Annotated in this window: 22 protein-coding genes; 10 read left to right on the top strand and 12 right to left on the bottom strand. The window is 75.0% G+C overall.

The features are described 5' to 3' along the window. Positions 1–12: 12 nt before the first annotated feature. Positions 13–1311: an RNA 5'-3' helicase PhoH2 gene (gene phoH2 / locus JOF54_RS15495; protein ID WP_210057449.1), complete on the bottom strand. Its 1299-nt coding sequence runs from the start codon at positions 1309–1311 to the stop codon at positions 13–15. 329 nt (positions 1312–1640) lie between these two features. Here phoH2 and JOF54_RS15490 point away from each other — a divergent pair, with 329 nt between their 5' ends. Continuing rightward, a complete protein-coding gene (locus tag JOF54_RS15490) occupies positions 1641–2153 on the top strand; it encodes a GyrI-like domain-containing protein (protein WP_210057447.1) in 513 nt (170 codons plus the stop codon). A gap of 32 nt (positions 2154–2185) precedes the next feature. Here JOF54_RS15490 and JOF54_RS15485 read toward each other — a convergent pair whose 3' ends face one another. Continuing rightward, positions 2186–2851, bottom strand: coding sequence for a response regulator transcription factor (locus JOF54_RS15485; protein WP_210057444.1), 666 nt, complete (start codon positions 2849–2851; stop codon positions 2186–2188). Positions 2852–2993: 142 nt separating this feature from the next. Here JOF54_RS15485 and JOF54_RS15480 point away from each other — a divergent pair, with 142 nt between their 5' ends. After that, positions 2994–3272, top strand: coding sequence for a GlsB/YeaQ/YmgE family stress response membrane protein (locus JOF54_RS15480; RefSeq protein ID WP_210057441.1), 279 nt, complete (start codon positions 2994–2996; stop codon positions 3270–3272). A 199-nt stretch (positions 3273–3471) separates the two neighbouring features. Next, positions 3472–4800 (top strand): FAD-dependent oxidoreductase, encoded by a 1329-nt coding sequence (locus JOF54_RS15475; RefSeq protein WP_210057438.1) that lies wholly within the window; start codon positions 3472–3474, stop codon positions 4798–4800. Between the two features lie 41 nt (positions 4801–4841). Here JOF54_RS15475 and JOF54_RS15470 read toward each other — a convergent pair whose 3' ends face one another. Both JOF54_RS15470 and JOF54_RS15465 read right to left on the bottom strand, forming a co-directional pair. Next, entirely contained in the window at positions 4842–5792 is a 951-nt protein-coding gene (locus JOF54_RS15470; RefSeq protein WP_210057436.1) for a sugar phosphate isomerase/epimerase family protein, read from the bottom strand. Positions 5793–5836: 44 nt separating this feature from the next. Further along, entirely contained in the window at positions 5837–6784 is a 948-nt protein-coding gene (locus JOF54_RS15465) for a 3-hydroxyacyl-CoA dehydrogenase family protein (RefSeq protein WP_307804233.1), read from the bottom strand. 152 nt (positions 6785–6936) lie between these two features. Here JOF54_RS15465 and JOF54_RS15460 point away from each other — a divergent pair, with 152 nt between their 5' ends. Next, positions 6937–8190 (top strand): kynureninase, encoded by a 1254-nt coding sequence (locus JOF54_RS15460; protein WP_210057434.1) that lies wholly within the window; start codon positions 6937–6939, stop codon positions 8188–8190. Positions 8191–8194: 4 nt separating this feature from the next. Further along, complete coding sequence (locus JOF54_RS15455) at positions 8195–9358, top strand: NHL repeat-containing protein (protein WP_210057432.1); 1164 nt, start codon at positions 8195–8197, stop codon at positions 9356–9358. An 11-nt stretch (positions 9359–9369) separates the two neighbouring features. Here the strand turns inward: JOF54_RS15455 and JOF54_RS15450 are convergent, their stop codons facing one another. Next, entirely contained in the window at positions 9370–10179 is an 810-nt protein-coding gene (locus JOF54_RS15450) for an isoprenyl transferase (protein WP_372443494.1), read from the bottom strand. A 158-nt stretch (positions 10180–10337) separates the two neighbouring features. Here JOF54_RS15450 and trhA point away from each other — a divergent pair, with 158 nt between their 5' ends. Beyond that, entirely contained in the window at positions 10338–11084 is a 747-nt protein-coding gene (gene trhA, locus JOF54_RS15445; protein ID WP_307804232.1) for a PAQR family membrane homeostasis protein TrhA, read from the top strand. A gap of 15 nt (positions 11085–11099) precedes the next feature. Here trhA and JOF54_RS15440 read toward each other — a convergent pair whose 3' ends face one another. The 3 genes from JOF54_RS15440 to mca all read right to left on the bottom strand — a co-directional run bounded on the left by JOF54_RS15440 (position 11100) and on the right by mca (position 14718). Beyond that, a complete protein-coding gene (locus JOF54_RS15440) occupies positions 11100–13097 on the bottom strand; it encodes a thioredoxin domain-containing protein (protein ID WP_210057430.1) in 1998 nt (665 codons plus the stop codon). Positions 13098–13454: 357 nt separating this feature from the next. Then, positions 13455–13745: a hypothetical protein gene (locus JOF54_RS15435; RefSeq protein WP_210057428.1), complete on the bottom strand. Its 291-nt coding sequence runs from the start codon at positions 13743–13745 to the stop codon at positions 13455–13457. Between the two features lie 25 nt (positions 13746–13770). Next, positions 13771–14718, bottom strand: a complete 948-nt coding sequence (gene mca, locus JOF54_RS15430; protein ID WP_210057426.1) for a mycothiol conjugate amidase Mca — start codon at positions 14716–14718, stop codon at positions 13771–13773. A 99-nt stretch (positions 14719–14817) separates the two neighbouring features. Here mca and JOF54_RS15425 point away from each other — a divergent pair, with 99 nt between their 5' ends. Beyond that, on the top strand, positions 14818–15213 hold the full coding sequence (locus JOF54_RS15425) for a DUF4307 domain-containing protein (protein ID WP_210057424.1): 396 nt from the start codon (positions 14818–14820) through the stop codon (positions 15211–15213). Positions 15214–15263: 50 nt separating this feature from the next. Then, complete coding sequence (gene greA, locus JOF54_RS15420) at positions 15264–15773, top strand: transcription elongation factor GreA (protein ID WP_210057422.1); 510 nt, start codon at positions 15264–15266, stop codon at positions 15771–15773. Positions 15774–15833: 60 nt separating this feature from the next. Here greA and JOF54_RS15415 read toward each other — a convergent pair whose 3' ends face one another. From JOF54_RS15415 to JOF54_RS15400, 4 genes are all read right to left on the bottom strand, one after another. Beyond that, entirely contained in the window at positions 15834–16235 is a 402-nt protein-coding gene (locus JOF54_RS15415; protein WP_210057420.1) for a DUF2089 domain-containing protein, read from the bottom strand. Continuing rightward, on the bottom strand, positions 16232–17212 hold the full coding sequence (locus JOF54_RS15410; protein WP_245358140.1) for a hypothetical protein: 981 nt from the start codon (positions 17210–17212) through the stop codon (positions 16232–16234). The genes JOF54_RS15415 and JOF54_RS15410 overlap by 4 nt, the downstream gene beginning before the upstream one ends. Positions 17213–17293: 81 nt before the next feature. Beyond that, positions 17294–18454 carry an RtcB family protein gene (locus tag JOF54_RS15405; RefSeq protein ID WP_210057418.1) on the bottom strand — a complete coding sequence of 387 codons (1161 nt, stop codon included), beginning with the start codon at positions 18452–18454 and terminating at the stop codon, positions 17294–17296. A 130-nt stretch (positions 18455–18584) separates the two neighbouring features. Then, positions 18585–19391: an HpcH/HpaI aldolase family protein gene (locus tag JOF54_RS15400; protein ID WP_210057410.1), complete on the bottom strand. Its 807-nt coding sequence runs from the start codon at positions 19389–19391 to the stop codon at positions 18585–18587. Positions 19392–19508: 117 nt separating this feature from the next. On the opposite strand from JOF54_RS15400, the gene JOF54_RS15395 reads away from it, so the two are divergent. Next, on the top strand, positions 19509–19979 hold the full coding sequence (locus JOF54_RS15395; protein ID WP_210057408.1) for a MarR family winged helix-turn-helix transcriptional regulator: 471 nt from the start codon (positions 19509–19511) through the stop codon (positions 19977–19979). Next, positions 19976–21742, top strand: coding sequence for an MDR family MFS transporter (locus JOF54_RS15390; protein ID WP_210057406.1), 1767 nt, complete (start codon positions 19976–19978; stop codon positions 21740–21742). The genes JOF54_RS15395 and JOF54_RS15390 overlap by 4 nt, the downstream gene beginning before the upstream one ends. Positions 21743–21874: the final 132 nt, after the last annotated feature.

Below are 21874 nucleotides of genomic sequence, written 5' to 3'. Positions count from 1 at the left end.
GCCCGACCGTGATCAGACCGGGATGTCCTCCAGCATCTCGGTGACCAGGGCGGCGATCGGCGAGCGCTCGGACCGGTGCAGCGTCACGTGGGCGAACAGCGGGTGGCCCTTGAGCTTCTCGACGACGGCGACCACGCCGTCGTGGCGGCCGACCCGGAGGTTGTCGCGCTGGGCCACGTCGTGGGTGAGGACCACTCGCGAGTCCTGCCCGATCCGGCTGAGCACGGTGAGCAGCACGTTGCGCTCCAGCGACTGGGCCTCGTCGACGATGACGAAGGCGTCGTGCAGGGAGCGGCCGCGGATGTGGGTGAGCGGCAGCACCTCGAGCAGCCCGCGCTCGACGACCTCCTCGACCACCTCCTTCGAGGCGACCGCCCCCAGGGTGTCGAACACGGCCTGGGCCCAGGGCGCCATCTTCTCGCCCTCGCTGCCGGGCAGGTAGCCGAGCTCCTGGCCCCCGACGGCGTAGAGCGGGCGGAAGACGACCACCTTGGCGTGCTGGCGCCGCTCGAGCACCGCCTCCAGCCCGGCGCAGAGCGCCAGGGCCGACTTGCCCGTGCCGGCCCGGCCGCCCAGGGAGACGATCCCGACGGACGGGTCCAGCAGCAGGTCCAGGGCCACCCGCTGCTCGGCGGAGCGGCCGTGCAGGCCGAAGGCGTCGCGGTCCTTGACCAGCCGCAGCTGCTTGCCCGGCGTCACCCGGGCCAGAGCCGACCCGCTGCTGCTCAGCAGCACCACCCCGGTGTGGCAGGGCAGGTCGCGGGCCTCCTCGAGGTCCACGACGCCGGCGTCGTAGAGGTCGGACACCTGGCCGGGCTCGACCTCCACCTCGGTCATCCCGGTCCACTCGGTCGAGACGGCCAGCTCGGCGCGGTACTCCTCGGCCCGCAGGCCGACGGCCGAGGCCTTGACCCGCATCGGCAGGTCCTTGGAGACCAGGGTGACGTCGCGCCCCTCGGCGGCGAAGTTGAGGGCGACCGCCAGGATCCGCGAGTCGTCGTCCCCCAGCCGGAAGCCGTCGGGCAGCGCCCTCGGGTCGGTGTGGTTGAGCTCGACGTGCACCGTGCCGCCGAGGTCGTTGACGGGCAGCGGCGCGTCCAGCCGGCCGGCGCTGAGCCGCAGGTCGTCCAGGTACCGCAGCGCGGTCCGGGCGAAGTAGCCCAGCTCGGCGTGGTGGCGTTTCGCCTCCAGCTCGGTGATCACCACGACGGGGAGGATGACGTCGTGCTCGGCGAAGCGCCGCAGGGCGTGCGGGTCGCTCAGCAGCACGGAGGTGTCCACGACGTAGGTGCGGCGCGAGGTCTCTGACACGGGTCTGCCCTTCTGAGGGCCGCACGCGGGTCCGCGTCCGGCCCCACGGTCACGTGGTGAGCCGGAGCCGTCCCCGGGCCGTGGCCGGCCCGGTCGTCGTGCCCGTCGTGCGACGGTGCATGCATCGCCTCCCGCACGGGCCGCTTCCCCACGGCCCGTACCCGGGACGCTACGACCGGCGCGCACCCCTCCTCCCGCGCCACGCCGCTCCTTCACGTGACCGAAACCTGCCCGACGCCCGCCCGTCGGCGGCCGTCGGCCCGCGCGACGCGCGGGCTCCACCGGCCGCCGGCCGATGAGTTCCCCGGGCGGCCGCGGTCTGAGCGGGCATGGAGCAGACCCGCACCCCTGAGTCCGTGTTCGCCGTCGTCGAGGAGGGCCCCCAGCCCTACGTCGCCGTCACCGGCGAGGTCACCATGGAGACGATCCCGGCCCTCGCCGACCGCTTCGGCGAGGTCGAGGGCTGGCTCGCCGGCCAGGGCGTCGAGCCGGCCGGCCCGCCCTTCTTCCGCTACCGCGTCATCGACATGGACCGCCGGCTGGTGATGGAGGCCGGCGTCCCGACCGCCGACGTGCTCGACGGCGAGGGCGAGGTCCGCCCGGGCGTGCTGCCGGCCGGCCGCTACGTGACGACGACCTACGTCGGCCACCCCGCCGACCTGGTCCGGGTGACGGGTGAGCTGCTGGCCTGGACCGCGGCGCAGGGCCTCGCCTTCGACGTGCGGCCCGGCGAGGACGGCGAGGTGTGGGGCAGCCGGCTGGAGTGGATGGAGACCGACCCCGCCGTCGAGCCCGACATGAGCCGCTGGCAGACCCGGCTGGCCTTCCGGCTCGACGGCTGACCCGGACCCGGGCGACGGGCTCGTCGTCCGGCTCAGGGGCCGCCGCGCCAGTGGTCGATGCGGTGGTGGTCGGGCGTGAAGCCGTGCCCGACGCCCCACAGCACCGCCTGCGTCCGGCTGCCGGCGCCGATCTTGCGGTAGACCGTCCGGATGTAGGACTTCACCGTGTTGGGGCTGAGGTAGGTGAGCGCGGCCACCTCGGCGTTGTTCTTGCCCTGGGTGATCAGCGCGAGGATCTCGGCCTCGCGGTCGGTCAGGCCCTCGGTGCGCCCCGGCCAGTTGAGGCCGCTGACGGCGCGCGCCCGGCCCGGCGCCTCGGTGAACACCTGCTCGCCGGCGTGCACCCGCTCGAGCGCGTCGACGAGCTCGCGGGCCGGCAGGGCCTTCGAGAGGTACCCGTGCACACCCGCCTCCCGCGCGGTCGCGACCAGGTCGGGGTGGAAGTTCCAGGTGTAGACGACCACGTGCCGGGCCCGCGGGTTCGCCACCAGGACCCGGATCTCCTCGTGGTCGGCCTCGGGCTGGGCGAAGGAGTCGTAGAGCACGATGTCGACGTCGTCGTGGAGGCCCTTGTTGGTGTCCAGCTCGGCGATCACCACGCGCCCCCGGTACTGCTCGAGGATGTGCGCGACGCCGATGACGACGACGTCGTAGTCGTCGACCAGGGCGACGGTGATCGGGGCGGGCGGCGGGTTCACGGGCCGACAGTAACCCACCTAGGGGTGTACCGCACCCGCCCCAGGGGTGGTTGATTGAGGAGTGCAGGGCTTCCGCCCCGCCGGCCCGGACCCCCCGGGCCGCCCCGGTACGTGACCCACGTACCCGACAGAAGGGCACATCATGCTGGGACTCATCCTGAGCATCATCGTCGTCGGCCTCATCGCCGGCGCGCTCGCACGCCTGCTGGTGCCCGGCCGGCAGGGCCTCTCGATCCCGATGACGATCCTGCTGGGGATCGTCGGCTCGTTCGTCGGCGGCTTCCTCGGCTACCTGCTCTTCGGCCAGGACTCCGGCAGCGGCCTGCTGCAGCCGGCCGGGATCATCGGCTCGGTCATCGGCGCCGTCATCGTCCTGCTCATCTGGACCCGGGTGGGCGGCCGCCGCAGCGCGCACGCCTGACACGGACCGCGGCCGGGGCCCCCTGAGGCCCCGGCCGCTCCGGCGCGTGGCGGTCCCGAGGCGGGCGGCGGCCGCCACGCCCGCCGGCTCCCCTCCCGGCCGAGCCCCTGGCCCTGGACGGGAAACACCCTTGACCCGCTCCGGGCCCCGGAGGATCGTCGGCCAGGTCCGGCAGGGACGCCGGAGGACCGGGGCGGACATGAGGGTCGGGATCATCGGGGCAGGACCCACCGGGCTGTTCCTCGCCGGCGGGCTCGCCCGCCGCGGGCACGCCGTCACCGTCGTCGACCGGGACACCGGCCCCGGCGCGGACGGCCGCTGGCCCCGCCGCGGGGTCATGCAGTTCCACCACGCCCACGCCTTCCGCGCCCCCTGCCGGACCGCGCTGGAGGCCGAGCTCCCCGGGGCCGCCGCCCGGTGGGACGAGGCCGGGGCCGAGCCCACCTTCGTCACCCTCCCGGACGGCAGCCGGCGGCTGATGACCGTGCTGTCGCGGCGGGAGACCTTCGAGACGGCGCTGCGGGCCGCCGCGCTGGCCGAGCCGGGCGTCGACTTCCGACCCGGGCACGTGGACGCCGTCCTCGTCGAGGACGGCCGGGCCGCGGGCCTCGCCGTCGACGGGACGACCGTCGCCGCTGACCTGGTGCTCGACGCGGCGGGCCGCTCCGGCCGGGCCACCGCAGCCGTCCGCCCGGCCCCGACCGCGGGCGGGGACTGCGGCATCGCCTACGTCGACCGGCAGTACCAGCTGCGTCCGGGAGCCGGCCCGGGGCCGTTGACCAACCCGATGGCCTGGCAGGCCGACCTCGACGGCTACCAGGTGATCCTCTTCCCGCACGAGCGGGGCATCTTCTCGGTGGTGCTGCTGCGCCCGACGGCGACCCGCGCGCTGCTCGGGCTGCGGCACGCGGCCGCGTTCGAGGCGGCGTGCCGGGCGGTCCCCGGCCTCGACACCTGGACCGACCCGGAGCGCTCCCGGCCGCTCACCGACGTGCTGCCCGGCGGCCGGCTGTTCAACCACTACCGGCCGCAGACCCACCCCGACGGCCGGCTGGCGCTCCCCGGCCTGGTGCTGGTGGGCGACGCCGTCGGCACCACCACCCCGAACTTCGGCCGCGGCGTCACGCTGAGCCTGCTGCAGGCCCAGCAGCTGCTCGCCCTCGTCGACGAGCACGGGCGCGACGTCGACGCCCTCGGCCACGCCTTCGACGCCTGGTGCGACGCCCGCGTGCGGCCCTGGGTCGAGGACCACGCGGTGATGGACGACGGCCTGCGCCGCCGGTGGCGCGGCGAGGACGTCGACCTCGACGGTCCGCTGCCCTCGGACCTGGTGATGGCCGCGGCGGCGGTCGACCCGGCCATCGGGGCGGCCGTCGGCCCCTACGCGGCGATGCTGGCCGGGCCCGAGGTGCTCGACCCGGTCCGGGAGCGGGCTCGCGCGGTGTACGCCAGCGGCTGGCGGCCGGCGTTCGACGAGGGCCCGGACGCCGCCGAGCTGGCCGCCGTGGTGGCGGGCGCCCTGACCTGACCGGCCGGCCGGCCGGCCGGTGCGGTGCGGTCGGGCCGCCCTCAGTCGAGCAGGGTGGCGAGCACCTCGCGGACGTAGGTCTTGTTCTTCGCGATCACCCCGAGGCTGTCGCTGCCGTAGTGCTCGCAGAGGAAGGCGCCGCGGAACCCCAGCTCCAGCGCCCGCGCGATGGCCGTCCGGTAGTTGATCAGCCCCATGTCCATCGGCACCGGGAACGTCGTCACCGTGCCGCTGGCCGGGTCCTCGTCGCGCAGGTAGTTCTTCACGTGCCAGTAGTTCGCGTGCGGCAGCACCTTCTCCAGCATCTGCGGGACCGGCTCGATCGGGCGGTGCAGGCGGATGAAGTTGCCGATGTCGGGATTGAGGCCGCACGCCGGGTGGTCGACCTCGGCCAGGAAGGCGACGGCCGAGTCGCAGGTGCCGACGTAGGTGTCCTCGTACATCTCGAGGGTGATCTGCTGCCCGTTGGCCGCCGCGTGCCCGGCGAGCTCGCGGATCCGGGAGGCAGCCAGCGCCCGCACCTCGGGCGACTCGTCGTCCTGCCAGCCCGGCTCCAGCCAGAACCACAGGGCCTTCTCCTGCGCCGGGGTGAAGGCCTGGAAGAAGCCGAAGCTCACGACCGGCACGTCCAGCGCGGCCGCCCGGTCCAGCAGCCGGTGGCTGTAGGCGAGGTATTCCTCGCCGCGCTCGGGGTCCATCACGCTGCGCCGGGAGGTGGAGACCGCGGGGATGGTCAGCCCGGCATCGGCCAGCACGGCGCGGAAGTCCTCCAGCCGGGCGTCGTCCAGGTCGCCCACCCGCACCCACGTGTCGGTCGGGTCCACCTCGGTGAAGCCCATCCGCCGGACCAGCCGGAGCTGGCGCAGCCACTCCTCCGGGTCGGCGTCCTGGATCGGGCCGCCGCGGGAGTCGGTGCCGCCGAAGGCCAGCATCGCGGCCGCGACGGGCCAGGTCTCGGCGGTCCAGGTGGAGGGGTCGGGCGCGCTCGTCATCGGGTCTCCTCGGGGTGGGTCGGGTGGGCCGGGACGGGCCGCGGTCAGCGGGGCGCGGGGCCGAGCTCGCGCAGCAGCTGGCCGAGCCGCGCGTAGGCGCGGTTGCGGTAGGCGACCAGCGGCGCCTGGTCGCCGGCCGGGGTGACGAAGCCGCCGTCCTTCTTGACGCCGTACTTGCCGGCCTCGACGAGCTCGGTGAGCATCGCCGGCGTGGCCAGCCGCTCGCCGTAGTGCTCCGAGAGCGTCTTGAAGCCCGCGGCGTAGACGTCGAGGCCCGCCATGTCGGCGATGGCGAAGGGCCCGAAGAAGGGCAGCCGGTAGCCGAAGGTCGTCCGGACGATCGTGTCGACGTCCTCGGCGGTGGCCACGCCCTCCTCGACGAGGTTGACGGCCTCCCGCAGCAGCACGTACTGCAGCCGGTTGAGCACGAAGCCGGCCTGGTCGCTGACCCGGGCGCTGAGCTTGCCGGTGGCCGCGACGACCTCCTCGGACGCGACGACGGCCGCCTCCTCCGTGCCCGCGTGCGCGATCAGCTCGACGCCCGGGATGAAGGGCGCCGGGTTGGAGAAGTGGACGCCGAGGAACTGGGCCGGCCGGCTGAGGTACGCCGCCAGGCTGCCGATCGGGAGCGTCGAGGTGTTGCTGCCGATGACGGTGCCGGGCCGGGCGACGGCCTCGATGTCGCGGAGCACCGGGCCCTTCACCTCGGTCACCTCGAGGACGGCCTCCTCGACGAAGTCAGCGCCCTCGACGGCGTCGGCCAGGCTGCTCGCGGCCCGCAGGTTGGCCTCGACCAGCGCCGCCGAGCCCGGGTCGAACAGGCCCTCCCGCTCGAACTCGGCCGCCTCGGCGTACAGCCGGTCGCGGTGCCGGAGGGTGGTGTCGGCGTCGGCGTCGGTGATGGCGACCCGGAAACCGGCCATCGCCAGCACCTGGGCGATGCCGCCCCCCATGTAGCCCGCTCCGACGACGGCGACGTCTGTGATGCCCACGGCAGCTCTCCCCCGACCAGGTCGGCGACGGCCTCGGCGCCGGTCGCGGCCGCGCCGGCAGGTGGTCGGTCCGGCCGCGGTCAGGCTCAAGGTAGCGCCCCGGTCCGACGAGCCCACGGGACGGTGCCGCCCCAGGCCGTACGGTGGCGGGCGTGACCGGTGACCAGGCCCTCCGGGCGACGCCCGCCCCGGCGGCGCGCGCCGCCGAGCTCGACGCCGCCGACCCGCTGCGCGCTCACCGGGAGAAGTTCCTCACCGGCCCGGACGACGACGTGCTGGCCTACCTCGACGGCAACTCCCTCGGCCGGCCGCTGGCCGCCTCGGCCGCCCGGCTCGACGACTTCGTCCGCACGCAGTGGGCCGGCCGGCTGATCCGCGGCTGGGACGAGGGCTGGCTCGACCTGCCGCTGCACGTCGGCGACCGGATCGGGCGGACCTGCCTCGGCGCAGCGGCCGGCCAGACCGTCGTCGGGGACTCCACGACCGTGCTGCTCTACAAGCTGGTCCGGGCCGCCGTCGACCTGCGGCCGGGCCGCGACGAGCTCGTCGTCGACACCGACAACTTCCCCACCGACCGCTACGTGGTCGAGGGCGTCGCCGCCGAGCGCGGGCTCACCGTGCGCTGGGTCGAGTCCGACCCGGCCGCCGGGGTGGAGCCGGCCGACCTGGCCCCGGCAATGTCGGAGCGCACCGCCCTGGTGGTGCTCAGCCACGTCGCCTACCGCTCCGGCCACCTCGCCCCGGCCCGGGAGCTGACCCGGCTCGTCCACGACGCCGGCGCCCTGGTGCTGTGGGACCTCTCGCACGCCGTCGCGTCGGTGCCGGTGGAGCTGGACGCCTGGGAGGTCGACCTCGCCGTTGGCTGCACCTACAAGTACCTCAACGGCGGCCCCGGGGCGCCGGCCTTCGCCTACGTCGCCGCCCGGCACCTCGACGCCTTCCGCCAGCCGGTGCAGGGCTGGCTGGGCCGGGCCGACCCGTTCGCGATGGCCGCCGGCTACACCCCGGCGCCGGGCATCCGCCGGGTGCTCAGCGGCACGCCGCCGGTGCTGTCGATGCTGGCCCTGCAGGACATGCTCGACCTGCTGGAGGAGGTGGGGATGCCCGCCGTCCGGACCAAGTCCGCGCTGCTGACCGCCTTCGCGGCCGACCTCGCGCGGGAGCAGCTGGCCCCGCTCGGCGTCGTGCTGGCCAGCCCCGCGGACCCGGCGCGCCGCGGGGCGCACCTGACGCTGGAGCACCCGGCCTTCCGCGCGCTGACGCCGCGGCTGTGGGCGCAGGGCGTCATCCCGGACTTCCGCTCGCCGCAGGGCCTCCGGCTGGGCCTGAGCCCGCTCAGCACCTCCTTCGCCGAGGTGGCGACCGGGGTCGCCGCCGTCCGCGACCTGCTGGCCGAGCAGGCCTGAGCCGGTGCCCGAGGACCCGGCCCGGCCGACGGCGGAGGTGCTGGACACCGGCGGCCCGCGCTGGTCGTCGGGTCCGCGACGGGCCGTGCTGGTCCTCCTGCTGGCCCTCGCCGTCGTCGCCGTCGCCGTGGTCGTGGACCGGACGGCACCGTCCTCGGCCCCGCAGCCCGCGCCCTCGTCCGCGCCCACCGCGCCGGGCGCCACCACCGCCGCGACCCCGGGGCCTCCCGTGGTGCTGCGCACGGCGGGCCCGGTCCCGGCCGGGCTCGGCGGGGGCGCCCTGTTCGCCCGGACCGCCGACACCGTCTTCCGCGTCGACCTGGCCACCGGCCGGGTGACGGCGACCCCGGCCCCGGTGCCGGGCGCGGCGCCGGTCAGCTTCGTGGCGGGGGCCGCCGGCGTCCTCGTCCGGCCCGCCGACGGCAGCACGGGCTGGCTGGTCCCCGACGACGACGCCGCCCGGCCTCTGGACGGCCTGCTGGGCGGCGCGGCCCAGGTGCTGCCCGCGTCGGACGGCCGGATCTGGGTGAGCGAGCTGCTGGACGGCCGCAGCTCCAGCTTCGCCCTCACCTCCTTCGACGGCACGCCGACCGGGACCTCGGTGCGGGAGAACGGCTACTTCCTGGCCGACGGCAGCGGCGGCCTGCTGCTGGTCGACGCCGGCGGCCTCTGGGAGCGGGTCGACGACCGCTGGCGGCGGCTGGCCATCGGCACGGCCCTCGCCACCGGGCCCCACCAGCACCTGCTGGCCACCTGCGCGCGCTTCGACGACTGCGGGGTCGTCACCCTGGTCCGCTACGACCGCGCCCGGCGGACGTCACGGCCGGTGCTGGGGGACACCGACCTCCAGCTGCCCGGGGGCGGGACCGTCTCGGCCGACGGCCGCTACGTCGCCTCCACGGTGAACGGCGACGACGCCCCCGACGGGCAGACCCGGGCGGTGGTGCTGGACCTCGACACCGACCGGGTGGTCAAGCAGATGGTGGTCCGGGCCCCCACGCCCGACGTGTCCGGCGTCGCGGTGTGGGTGCCGGCCCGGGACCGGCTGGTCGGGGTGGACGACGGCCAGCTGTTCGTCCTCGACGCGACGACCGGCACGACGACCCGGCCCGACCTGGGCCTGCCGCCCGGTGCCGCGGTGCTGCAGGTGGCGCTGCGGACCGGCTGAGCGGGGCGGGGTCAGCGCCCGAAGCGTCGCTCGCGCTCGCCGTAGGAGCGCAGGGCGCGGATGAAGTCGACCTTGCGGAAGTCGGGCCACAGGGCCTCGCAGAAGTAGAACTCGCTGTGCGCCGACTGCCACATCAAGAAGCCGGACAGCCGCTGCTCGCCCGAGGTCCGGATGATGAGGTCCGGGTCGGGCTGGCCCTTGGTGTAGAGGTGCTCGGCGATGTGCTCGATGTCGAGGGTGCGGGCCAGCTCCTCGATCGGGGTGCCGTTGCGTGCGTGCTGGGCCAGCAGGGAGCGGACGGCGTCGCGCAGCTCGTGCCGGCCGCCGTAGGAGACGGCGATGTTGACGACCATCCCGGGCAGCTCCGCCGTGCCGCGCTCGGCGGCCCGCAGCAGCTCGGCCGTGCTGTCGGGCAGCAGGTCCAGCGCACCGAAGGGGTGCAGCCGCCAGCGCCCCGTCTCCGCGAGGTCGGTGACCATGCCCTCGATGACCTCGAGCAGCGGCTCCAGCTCCTCGGCGCTGCTGCGGGAGAAGTTGTCGGTGGAGAGCACCCACAGCGTGACGACGGGGATGCCGATCTCGTCGCACCACTCGACGAACTCCTTGAGCTTCTCCGCCCCGGCCCGGTAGCCGGCCACCAGCGGCTGCCCCGGGGCGTTGTCGCGGGCCCACCGGCGGTTGCCGTCGGCGAGGACGGCGACGTGCTGGGGCAGCTGGCTGCGGTCCAGCTCGGCCACCAGCCGGTGCTCGTAGGTGGCGTAGAGGAGGCCGGAGGGGTGCAGCCGGTCCACGAACTCGCGCAACCGGTCCAGGCGAGCCACGCCCGCCAGCGTAACCGCCGCCGCTGTCCGCCCGGGGACGCCCGGCCCGCCGCGTCGCCGGGTCGGCGCGACGGTGGGTCGGGACGCGGCGGCGTCAGGCCGGACGGACGGCCAGCGGAAACCTACGGTTCCGTAACCTGGCGTCGTAGGCTTCCTGCGTGACCTCTGACGCCGGAGGCGGCGCGCGCCGCCTGCACCCGCGCCCGCCCGCCCCGGAGGGCGCCGCCCCTGAGCCCACCGCCCCTGAGCCCGTCGCGCCCGTGCTGGACCAGGTCAAGCCGCGGCTGCGGGGCTGGCTGCACGCCTGCACCGCCCCGCTGGCGCTGGCCGCCGGCGTCGTGCTCGTGGTGCTGGCCCCCACCACGGCCGGCAAGGCCGGCGGCGCGGTGTTCCTCGCGGCGTCGGTGCTGCTGTTCGGCACCAGCGGGCTCTACCACCGGCGCACCTGGGGCGTCCGCGGCGAGGCCGTCATGCGGCGCCTCGACCACGCCAACATCTACGTCTTCATCGCCGCCAGCTACACCCCGATGGCGCTGCTGATGCTGGACGGGGGCTCGCGGGTCCTGCTGCTCGCCCTCATCTGGGGCGCGGCGCTGGGCGGGCTGTTCTTCCGGCTCTTCTGGCTCGACGCCCCGCGCTGGCTCTACACCGCGCTCTACATCGTCATGGGCTGGGCCGCCGTCGGCTGGATGGGCGCGTTCTACGCCTCGGGCGGGCTCACGGTGCTGCTGCTCATCCTGCTGGGCGGGCTGTTCTACACCGGCGGCGCGGTGGTCTACGCCCGCAAGCGCCCCGACCCCTCCCCCGGCTGGTTCGGCTTCCACGAGATCTTCCACGCCGGCACGGTGCTGGGCTTCGCCAGCCACTACGTGGCGATCTCGCTGCTCACCTACGCCGCCCGCTGAGCGGCGCGGCCGCGCTCAGCCCACCAGCTGCGCGCGGAGCTCCTCGGCGCTGGTCACGGGCAGCCGGCACACGAAGTGGCGGCAGACGTAGGCGGTCGGGCGGCCGTCCCGGGCCGTCCGGTCCGCGAGCAGCGCGAAGCCCGCGTCGTCCCCGGTCCCGGCGACCACCACCGAGCCCGCCGGCGCCGCGCGGTGGGCCGTCGTGGCGAGGGCGTCCCGCTCCGGCCCGGCGGGGCCGACGACCGCCACCTGCACCGGCGCGGACCGCAGCCGGGAGACGGCGTCGGCCAGCAGCCAGCCCGCGAACCGGGGCGCCTGCCGCACCAGCCCGCCGGCCGACGCGGCCGCGCGGTCGGCCCGCTCGGCCCAGCGGTCCTCCCCCGTCAGCTCCGCGAACAGCCGCAGGGCGTGCACCGCGGTGCTGAGGCCCGAGGGCGTCGCGTTGTCGGTGGGGTCCTGCGGCCGCGCGAACAGCTGCTCGGCGTCGGCGGCGGTGTCGAAGAAGCCGGCACCCGCGTCGTCGAAGAGCGCCAGCACGTCCTCCAGCAGCTCCCGGGCCCGGTCCAGCCAGGTCGTGTCGCCCAGCGCCGCCGCCAGCCGGGTGGCGGCCAGGGCCAGCGCCGCATAGTCCTCGAGGATGCCCGGCGCCGTCCCGACGACGCCCAGCCGGGAGGTGCGCCGCAGCCGCCCGTCGCGGCGGTGCAGGTCCCAGACCAGCGCGGCCGCCGCCCGGGCGTGCTCCAGCCAGTCCGGCCGGTCGAAGGCCGTGGCCGCCTGGACCAGGGAGTCCACCAGCCAGCCGTTCCAGGCCGCCACCACCTTGTCGTCGCGGCCGGGTCGCGGGCGCTCCTGGCGGGCGGCCAGCAGCGCGGGCCGGACCCGGCCCCAGCGCTCCGGGTCCGGCTCGGCGAGCCGCTGCAGGGTGGACGCGCCGTGCTCGAAGGTGCCCTCGGCGCTCACGCCCAGCGCCTCCGCGGCCCAGCGGCCGTCCTCCTCGCCGAGCACCGCGCGCAGCTCATCCGGGGTCCAGACGTAGTAGGTCCCCTCCTCCATCGCGCCGGACGCGTCGGCGGAGTCGGCGTCCAGGCTGGCCGCGAAGCCGCCCTCGTCGGTCCGCATCTCGCGCACGAGCCAGCCGACGGTCTCCTCGACGACCCGGGCGGCGAGCGCCGAGCCCGTCCGGCGCCAGGCGTGGGTGTAGACGCCCAGCAGCAGGGCGTTGTCGTAGAGCATCTTCTCGAAGTGCGGCACCACCCAGGCGGCGTCGACGCTGTACCGGGCGAAGCCGCCGCCCAGCTGGTCGTAGATCCCGCCGCGGGCCATCGCGTCGAGGGTCTGCCGGACCATCAGCGCTGCGTCCTCGCCGCCCTCGCGCAGCAGCGCCTCCAGCACCATCGACGGCGGGAACTTGGGGGCACCGCCGAAGCCGGCCCGCAGCGGGTCGAAGTCACGCCGCAGCGCGGCCACGGCGTGCTCGAGGTCGTCGGGGCCCACCTCGCCGGGCAGGGCGGTGACGGCGCGCTCGGCCAGCTGCTCGACGATGCTGCCCGCGCTGGTCAGCACCTCGGCCCGCCGCTCCCGCCAGGCCGTCCCCAGGGCCTCCAGCAGCTGCCCGAACGAGGGCAGCCCGTGCCGCGGGGTGGGCGGGAAGTAGGTGCCGGCGTAGAACGGCTGCCGGTCGGGGGTGAGGAAGACCGTCATCGGCCAGCCGCCGTGGCCGGTCAGCGCCTGGGTGGCCTGCATGTAGACGGCGTCGACGTCGGGGCGCTCCTCCCGGTCCACCTTCACCGCGACGAACTGGGCGTTGACCAGGGCGGCGACGTCGGGGTCCTCGAACGACTCGTGGGCCATCACGTGGCACCAGTGGCAGGCCGCGTAGCCGATGCTCAGCAGGATGGGCCGGTCGGTCATCAGCGCCCGGGCGAAGGCCTCCTGCCCCCACTCGAACCAGTCGACGGGGTTGTCGGCGTGCTGGAGGAGGTACGGGCTGGTGGCGTGCTGCAGGCGGTTCATCCGCGGCGCTCCTTCGGTGGGTCGGGCGGGTGGAGCGCTGGTCCCCGAGGGTGGCACCCCGTTCCCCGGGGAGCGCGCACCGGGCTCCTCCCCCACTACCCGGACGGGCCCGCCCTCACCCGCCGGGGGCCGCGGGCGGCGTCGTGCCGGGAAGACCTCGCGTCACGAACACCGGTCGCTGAGATCCGACATGTCGTGACCGCTGGGGCTGCGACACGCCGGTCCTGCGCGCTCCGGGCGTCGACGACGTGTCAGATATCAGCGGTCCGCAGTCACGGCAGCGGGGTTCCTGCAACTCGTCGGCATCCCGTCCCGCTGCGCTGAGCGCGCCCGCGGCTCAGCCGGGCAACGAGTCGGTCAGCTCCGGCGGGCGGGGCCGTCGGGCGGCACGGGGGCGTGGTCCGGTCCGTCCGGCGCCGGGGCGCCGTCGGTGGTCCCGGGAGCGGGCGTGGCGCCCGGCTCCCCGGCCGCGTCCTGCGGCTCGGCGCCGACCGGCGCGGGGGGCTCGGGGAAGTTGTCGTCGACCCGGCGGAACTGGCGGCGCATGCTGCGGAACAGCAGCACCATGACCAGCGCGATGCCGATGATGATCAGCAGCGGCGTCCAGCCGGGCTTGACGACGTTGGGGTCGAGCTCGAGCAGGATCATCACCGGGCTGCTCCCCTCGTCGTCGTCACCCCTGCACTGTACCCGCGGCGGCCGGCACGGCCCCGGCGTCGGCGGCGGGCACGGCGATGCCGGCGAAGAGGTCGTCCTCGGGCAGCTCGGTCGGCACCTCGCTGCGCACCAGCTGCCAGTCCTCGGTCGGCCAGGCCTGCTCGTGCACCGCGAGCGGGACGCTAAACCAGGGCCCCTCCGGGTCGACCTGGGTGGCGTGGGCCAGCAGCGCGCGGTCGCGGACGGCGAAGTACTCCGCGCACGGCACCTTCGTCGTCAGCCGGGCCTCGTGGTCGGGGTCGGGCGTCCACTCCGCGAGCCGCTCCCGGTAGGGCGACTCCAGCCCGCGGGCGGTCATCGCCGCGTCCAGCGCCTCGATCCGCTGCCGGTTGAAGCTCAGCTGGTAGTACAGCTTCTGCACCTGCCAGGCCGGGCCCAGCTCCGGGTGCGCCGTCGGGTCGGCGGCCGTGGTGGCGGCCGCGACGCTGATCTTGTGGCACATGATGTGGTCGGGGTGCGGGTAGCCCCCGTTCTCGTCGTAGGTCGTCAGCACGTGGGGGCGCAGCTCGCGGATGAGCCGGACCAGCGGCAGCGCGGCCTCGTCGACGTCCATCAGGCCGAAGCAGCCCTCGGGCAGCGGCGGCAGCGGGTCGCCCTCGGGCAGGCCCGAGTCGACCCAGCCGAGCCAGACCTGGGTGATGCCGAGGATCGCGCGGGCGCGGTCCATCTCCTCGCGGCGGATGCTGGCGATGTTGGCCAGCACGTCCGGGCGGTCCATGGCGGGGTTGAGGATCGAGCCGCGCTCGCCGCCCGTGCAGGTGGCGACGACGACGTCGACGCCCTCGGCCACGTAGCGGGCGGTGGTGGCGGCACCCTTGCTGGACTCGTCGTCGGGGTGGGCGTGCACGTGCAGCAGGCGCAGGCGCTCGCCGGCCGCGTCCACGCGGAGCGCGGGAGGGGTCATGGCGTCATGCTGCCACGAGCCCGCCGGGCGTCGCGGGGGCGCTCCGGGACCGAGACGACGTCGCCCGGGAGGTGCCGGGCGGGCGGGCATGATGGGTCGGTGACCGACGCCGCCGACCGCCTCGCCCGCCGCTACCCGCCGCCGCGGGTGCCGCGCGGGGTCCTGGTCGGGCTGGTCGCCGCCGGCACCGCCCTGGGGCTCGGCTGGCTGGTCTGGGCCGGCCTGGTGCACGCGACGCCCGCGGTCAGCGCGCAGGTCTCCGCCTTCACCGTCGTCTCCGACACCACCATCCGGGTGACGATGACGGTGCAGCGCGAGGACCCGTCCGTGCCCGCCACCTGCCGGGTGATCGCCCAGTCGCCGGACTTCCAGCCGGTCGCCGAGCAGGAGGTGGCGGTCCCCTCGAGCACCGTCGCGCTGGCCAACATCCCGCTGGAGCTCACCACGCTGCGGCGGGCGACGTCGGCCTCGGTGAGCGGCTGCCAGGTCGGCTGAGGCCGTCGCGGAGCCTGACGCCACGACGTGTCGGTGGCTAGACTGCCGGGATGTCAGAAACCGCGACCCACACGATCTGGTTGACCCAGGAGGCGTACGACAAGCTCCAGGGTGAGCTCGACCACCTCTCGACCGAGGGCCGCGCCGAGGTCTCCCAGAAGATCGCCCGGGCCCGCGAGGAGGGCGACCTGCGCGAGAACGGCGGGTACCACGCCGCCCGCGAGGAGCAGGGGGTCCAGGAGGCCCGGATCCGCCAGCTCACCGACATGCTGCGCCGCGCGCAGGTCGGGGACTCCCCCGGCGACAGCGACGAGGTGGCCCCCGGCACCCAGGTGACCATCGCCTTCGACGGCGACGAGTCCGACACCGACACCTTCGTCCTCGGCTCCCGCGAGCTGCTGGGCCTCGACGACAGCGTCGAGACCAACGTCTACAGCCCGCAGTCCCCGCTGGGCTCGGCCATCCTCGGCAAGAAGACCGGCGAGACCGCGTCCTACGCGGCGCCGAACGGCAGCACCATCGACGTCACCGTCGTCAAGGTGGAGCCCTTCCCCAGCTGAGCCCCGCGCACGACGACGGCCCGCCCCGGATCACCGGGGCGGGCCGTCGTGCGTCCGGGCTCAGAGGTCCGCGAGCAGCGCGGCGGCCTCCTCCGGGCCGAGGGCGCCGCTGGCCACCTCGGCCAGCACCTGCTCCCGGGTCAGCGCGGTGGGCGCTGCTGGCGGCTCGGCGAGGCCGAGCTTCTCCAGCAGCTGGTTGAAGCGCAGCCGGGCCGTCGGGTAGGAGACGCCGAGGTGCTTCTCCAGGTCGCGCAGGTTGCCGCGCGAGGCGAGGAAGACGTTGAGCATCTCGGTCTCCGACGCGTCGAGCGCGCAGAAGGCGCAGGAGGTGAAGACGCCGGCCAGCTCGGTCCCGCACGAGCCGCAGCCCAGCCGGGTGACGGCCAGCCGGTCGCCGCAGACGGGGCAGTCGGCGGGGGCGCGGTGCTCGTGCACGGCGCCCCGACGGGGACGCTCGCTCACGCGCCGGCCCCCTCGGTCACCGTGTCGGAGCCGACGCGCACCTGCGCGTGCCCCATGACGACCTCGACGTCGAGCCGGGCGCTGCCGTTGCCCATGACGACCTCGTCGCCCGCCCCGGTGTGGCCCCCGCTCCAGCTCACCCTGCCCAGCTGGGAGTCGCTGGTCACGGTGACGTTCGAGTCGTCGTGCAGCGTGATCGACAGCGAGCCGGACTCGGCGCGGATCCGGTTGCGGCCGGTCTTGATCGCGCCCTTGATCGTCGCCGAGCCCGCCTGGATCAGCGCGTCGTTGATCTCGGTGACGTCCAGCAGCTTGGCGCCGCCCGCGGTCACCCGCACCTTCCCCAGGTGCGGCACCCGCTCGGTGTTGAGGTTGCCGGCGGTCATCTCGACGTCGACGACGATGGCCGGGTTGACCCGGAGCAGCAGCTCCTTGCCCAGGCCCAGGGCGCGGATGTCCTCCAGGTTGCGGGGGACCCCGCGCAGGATGCTGAAGCCGTCGAGGCTGGCGCCCAGCTCGCCGTCGCTGGAGACCTCCAGGACGGCGCCGTTGCGGCGGAGCACGTGCGGGCCGTCGGCGGCCAGCGTGGCCACCGCCGTCTCGCCGATGATCCGCACCCGGCGGCCGACGGCGCGGACCGAGATCCGCTCGACGCCGCTGGTGTTCACCGGCTTCGGCCCGGTGGGCTCGGCGCGCGGCGGCTCGGGGGCGGGGGGCGGGGTGGGGGCGGCCGGGGCGTCGAAGCGCTCGGTCGCGACGGTGGCGTGCTGGGGGCGGTCCGCGGCCGCCGCCCAGGGCTCGGTGTCGACGCGCGGGTCGGCGGCGAGCTCCTCGTCCGTCGGCTCGGTCCCCGACGTCGGCTCGGGGGCGGGGGCGGGTGCGCTCTTCAGCGCGTCGATCCGGCGGGCCGCCTCGGCGGCGTCGATGCGTCCGGCCGCGAGCTCGGTGAGGATCGCGGTCATGCTCGGTTCGGTCATGAGAAGAATGTAAAGCGGACCTTTCCTCTTCGGAAGGGTCCGCTTTACATCCTCAGGGTCGAGCCGGGGTGTCCACCCGGTTCAGTCCCCCTTGACGTTGACGATCTGCCGCAACGTGTGGCGCACCCGGACCAGCGCTGCCGCGTCGGCCATCACCTGGTCGATGTCCTTGTACGCGGCCGGGATCTCGTCCAGGAAAGCCGCCGAGTCCCGGAACTCGATGCCGGTCATGGCCGCGCGCAGCTGCTCGCGGGTGAACGCCTTCCGGGCGGCGGTCCGCGAGTACGCCCGCCCCGCCCCGTGCGGGGCCGAGCAGAGCGCGACGGGGTCGCCCAGCCCCTCGACAACGTAGGAGGCCGTCCCCATCGAGCCCGGGATGAGTCCCGGCTGGCCCTCGCGCGCCTCGATGGCGCCCTTGCGCGACACCCAGACCGTCTTCCCGAAGTGCCGCTCCTGCACGGTGAAGTTGTGGTGGCAGTTGATCCGCTCCTGCTCCTGCACCGGCGTGCCGACGAACACCTCGAGGCAGCCGACGACCCGATCCATCATCTCCTCGCGGTTGAGCAGGGCGTAGCGCTGCGCCCAGTGCAGGTCGGCGACGTAGGCGTCGAACTCGGGGGTGCCCTCGACGAGGTAGGCGAGGTCGCGGTCGGGCAGCCGCACCCACCAGCGCTCCATCGCCGCGACGGCCACCCGGATGTGGTGCTGGGCCATCTGGTTGCCCACCCCGCGCGAGCCGGAGTGCAGGAACAGCCAGACCCGGTCCTGCTCGTCGAGGCTGACCTCGATGAAGTGGTTCCCCGACCCCAGCGTGCCCAGCTGCTGGCGCCAGGCCCGGTGCCGGGCGTCGGGGTCGACGCCCTCGACGGCCTCCAGCTCGGCGACGCGCGCCTGCGCCGACGCCGTCAGCCGCTCGTTCTGCTGACCGGCCGAGAGCGGCACCGCCGCCTCGACCGCCTCGCGGAGCGGTGCCAGCGGGCGCCCGGCCAGGTCGTCGGCGTGCAGCTGGGTGCGGACGGCGATCATCCCGCAGCCGATGTCGACCCCGACGGCGGCGGGCATCAGGGCCCGCAGCGTCGGGATCACCGAGCCGACGGTCGCGCCCAGGCCCAGGTGGGCGTCGGGCATCAGGGCCACGTGCGGGTGGATGAACGGCATGGTGGAGGTGGTCTCGGCCTGCGCCCGCGTCTTCTCGTCCAGCACCGAGGCCCAGCTCAGCAACCGGCTGTTGATCGTCTCCACGTCGTCCTCTCCTCCGCCGGCGGCGCCGGCCGGTCCCGGGGCGGGACCGCGGACCAGGCTGGCCCGGCAGAAATCCCGGCGCACCCGGTTTCGGAGGGGTTACCCTCCGCGGTCGCCGGCGCGCGCGACCTCAGCCGAGCGCGGCCCGGGCCACGGCCAGCTCGTCGCGCGCCGCGCGCTCCAGGTGCGCGAGGTCACCGCTGACGCAGACGAAGCTGAAGCCCTCGGCCAGCCGCTGCGCGGCCTCCTCCCCCGACGTCGTGAAGATGCCGGCCGCGATGCCGGCCGCCGCGCAGGCCTCCCGGACGGCGACCAGCGCCGCCTCGAGCTGCTCGTCGAAGGCCGGGTCGTCCGGGGTGGGCGCCCCCAGCGCCAGCCGCAGGTCGTTCGGGCCGACGAACAGGCCGTCGAGCCCGGGCGTCGCGGCGGTGGCGTCGACCTCGGCCAACCCGCCGGCGGTCTCGACCATGGTGAGCACGACGACGGCCGCGTTGCTCTGCGCCGGGGCCGGGCCGACCCGCAGGCCCGAGCGCAGCGGGCCGAAGGAGCGGACGCCGTCGGGCGGGTAGCGGGCGGCCCGGACGGCGCCGGCCGCCTCCGCGGCCGAGCTGACCAGGGGGACGATGACGCCGGCCGCCCCCAGGTCGAGGGCCCGGCCGATCGGCGTCGGGTCGTTCGCCGCCACCCGGACGACGCCGACGGCGCCCGGTGCGCCGGGCACGGAGGCGCCGGCGTCGACGGCGGTCAGACCGGCGAGCACCGCCCGGTCGTCGATGAGGCCGTGCTGGGCGTCGAGCACGACGAGGTCGTAGCCGGTGGCGGCCAGCCGCTCGGTGGCGGGCGGGGCGTCGAGGGCCACCCAGTAGCCCAGCACCGCCTCGCGCCCGCGCACCCGCCGGGCGAACTCCGCGGCACTCCCCTGCGACCCAGTCCCCATCGACCACTCCTCACCTCGCGCGACCTGTCCGGTCACCCTGCCACGACGGTCCGGCGGGGTCCGCAGAACCCCGCCGGGCGTTTGCATGCGTCATGCAAGCAGTTATATGCTTGGGTCATGCAAGCAAAAGCCCCGGCCGGTGAGGACAGCACGACGGCCGTCGTCGACTCGGTGCTCGGCGCCCTGATGACGGTGGGCCGCAGCATGCGGCAGCGGGTGGCCGGTGACGACCTCGACCCCGGCCTGTTCTGGCTGCTGAAGAACATCGCCGCCGAGGGGCCCCTCCGGGTCACCGAGCTCGCCGGCTGCACCAACCTCGACACCTCGACGGTCTCCCGGCACGTGGCGCAGCTGCACCGCGCCGGCCTCGTCGAGCGCACCCCGGACCCGGACGACGGCCGGGCCCACCGCCTCCAGCTCACCGACACCGGCCGCAGCCGCCTGCACGACGCCTTCGAGCGCCGCCGCACGCTGCTGCGCCGCGCCCTCGGGAGCTGGGAGGCCGACGACGTCGCCGAGCTGGACCGGCTCCTCGGGCGCTTCGTCTCCGACATCGACGACCTCGCAGCAGAACGGGAGAACGCATGACCCAGCACGTCCCACGCCGGGCGCTGGTGGAGGAGCCCACCGGCCCCCGCCACGCTTTCCGCGACGGGGTGGACGCGGCCGCACCCGCGGCCAGCCTCTCCGCCTCGCCGGACCCCGGCACCGCCCCCGCCGAGGGCGGCGGCTACCTGAGCCACAAGCAGATCCTCGTCGTGATGGGCGGGCTGATGGCGGGCATGTTCCTGGCCGCGCTCGACCAGAGCATCGTCGGCGTCGCGCTGCCCAAGATCACCTCCGAGCTGGGCGGGCTGGACAAGCTGTCCTGGGTCGTCACGGCCTACCTGCTGACCTCGACCGCCGCCACCCCCCTGTGGGGCAAGATCTCCGACCTGCTGGGCCGCCGCCCGATCTTCCAGGCGGCCATCCTCGTCTTCCTGCTGGGCTCGGTGATCTGCGGCTTCGCGTCCCCGATCGCCAGCTGGCTCGACGTCTCCGGCATCGACGTGATGATCGCCGGCCGCGCCGTCCAGGGCCTGGGAGGCGGCGGCCTGATGTCGCTGGCGCTGGCCGTCATCGGCGACGTCATCCCGCCGCGGGAGCGCGGCAAGTACCAGGGCCTCTTCGGCGCCGTCTTCGGCGTCTCGTCGGTGGCCGGTCCCCTGCTGGGCGGGCTGTTCACCGACCACCTCGGGTGGGAGTGGATCTTCTTCATCAACCTGCCGATCGGCATCGCCGCCCTGGTGATCACGTCGATGGCGCTCAAGCTGCACCACGTCCGGCGGCAGGCCTCGGTCGACTACCTGGGGGCCGCGACGATCATCGGCGCCGTCACCAGCGTCATCCTCTACCTGTCCTGGGCCGGCCCCTCCACGGCCGCCGACCTCGGCTGGACCTCGGTGACCGGGCTCGGCCTGCTGGTGGGAGCCGTCGTCCTCGTCGGCGCCTTCATCCTCGTCGAGCAGCGCGCCAGCGAGCCGATCATCCCGCTGGAGCTGTTCCGGCACTGGACCTTCACCGGCAACATCGTCTTCGCGATGATCATGGGGGTCGGCATGTTCGGCGGGCTCATCTACCTGCCGATCTACCTGCAGGCCGTGCAGGGCATGAGCGCCACCCGCTCGGGCCTGGCCATGCTGCCGCTGGTCGCCGGCATCTTCTCGACCTCCATCAGCGGCGGCCGGATCATGTCCTCGACCGGGCGCTACAAGTGGATGCCGATCACCGGCTCGGTGCTGGTGGGGCTGGCCCTGCTGGCCATGTCACGGCTCGCCGTCGACACCCCCTACGTCCTGCTCGCGCTCTACATGTTCGTCTTCGGCGCCGGGCTGGGGCTCACCATGCAGGTCGTGGTCACCGCCGTGCAGAACAGCGTGGACCGGCGGCACATGGGCACCGCCACGGCGTCCGTCGCCTTCTTCCGCTCGATGGGCGGGGCGCTGGGCACGGCGATGTTCGGGGCCATCCTCAACACCCGGCTGCCGCACCACCTGGCCGAGGTCGTCCCGGCGTCCGCGCAGGGCCAGCTCGGGGCGGCGAGCGCCTCGATCAACGACGTCAGCGCCATCTCACGCCTGCCCGAACCCGTCAAGACCTGGGTGCTGACGGCCTTCACCCGCTCGATGGACGACCTGTTCCTGGTCGCCGTGCCCTTCATGGTGGTGGCGCTGGTCGTCGCGCTGGCCATGAAGGAGAAGCCGCTGGCCGGCCGGGCGCCCGAGCCGTCGCCCGAGGCCGAGCCGGCCGCGTCCAGCGGGGCGCCGTCGCCCGCCGCGGCACAGCAGGAGCTGCCCGCCGTGGCACAGTAGGAGAGCCTCGACCTGACCGCCGCCCGCGGTCGCCGGCCCGTCCGGCGACCCGGGTGGTGGCACGCCGAGGACGCGACACGACCCCCCTCCAGATGGCACTGTGGAGGTGCGGGCCGTCGCCGCACCGCACCG

The organism is Microlunatus capsulatus (genome assembly GCF_017876495.1).
Taxonomy (GTDB): domain Bacteria; phylum Actinomycetota; class Actinomycetes; order Propionibacteriales; family Propionibacteriaceae; genus Microlunatus; species Microlunatus capsulatus.
The sequence above is the reverse complement of the archived record's forward strand: the minus strand, read 5'-3'. Positions and strand labels throughout refer to the sequence as shown.

Coding starts and splice junctions, on each gene's coding strand:
- JOF54_RS15490 (WP_210057447.1), top strand. CDS start 1,641: ATGGAGCAGACCCGCACCCCTGAGTCCGTGTTCGCCGTCGTCGAGGAG.
- JOF54_RS15480 (WP_210057441.1), top strand. CDS start 2,994: ATGCTGGGACTCATCCTGAGCATCATCGTCGTCGGCCTCATCGCCGGC.
- JOF54_RS15475 (WP_210057438.1), top strand. CDS start 3,472: ATGAGGGTCGGGATCATCGGGGCAGGACCCACCGGGCTGTTCCTCGCC.
- JOF54_RS15470 (WP_210057436.1), bottom strand. CDS start 5,792: ATGACGAGCGCGCCCGACCCCTCCACCTGGACCGCCGAGACCTGGCCC.
- JOF54_RS15440 (WP_210057430.1), bottom strand. CDS start 13,097: ATGAACCGCCTGCAGCACGCCACCAGCCCGTACCTCCTCCAGCACGCC.
- JOF54_RS15435 (WP_210057428.1), bottom strand. CDS start 13,745: ATGATCCTGCTCGAGCTCGACCCCAACGTCGTCAAGCCCGGCTGGACG.
- mca (WP_210057426.1), bottom strand. CDS start 14,718: ATGACCCCTCCCGCGCTCCGCGTGGACGCGGCCGGCGAGCGCCTGCGC.
- greA (WP_210057422.1), top strand. CDS start 15,264: ATGTCAGAAACCGCGACCCACACGATCTGGTTGACCCAGGAGGCGTAC.
- JOF54_RS15410 (WP_245358140.1), bottom strand. CDS start 17,212: ATGACCGAACCGAGCATGACCGCGATCCTCACCGAGCTCGCGGCCGGA.
- JOF54_RS15400 (WP_210057410.1), bottom strand. CDS start 19,391: ATGGGGACTGGGTCGCAGGGGAGTGCCGCGGAGTTCGCCCGGCGGGTG.
- JOF54_RS15395 (WP_210057408.1), top strand. CDS start 19,509: ATGCAAGCAAAAGCCCCGGCCGGTGAGGACAGCACGACGGCCGTCGTC.
- JOF54_RS15390 (WP_210057406.1), top strand. CDS start 19,976: ATGACCCAGCACGTCCCACGCCGGGCGCTGGTGGAGGAGCCCACCGGC.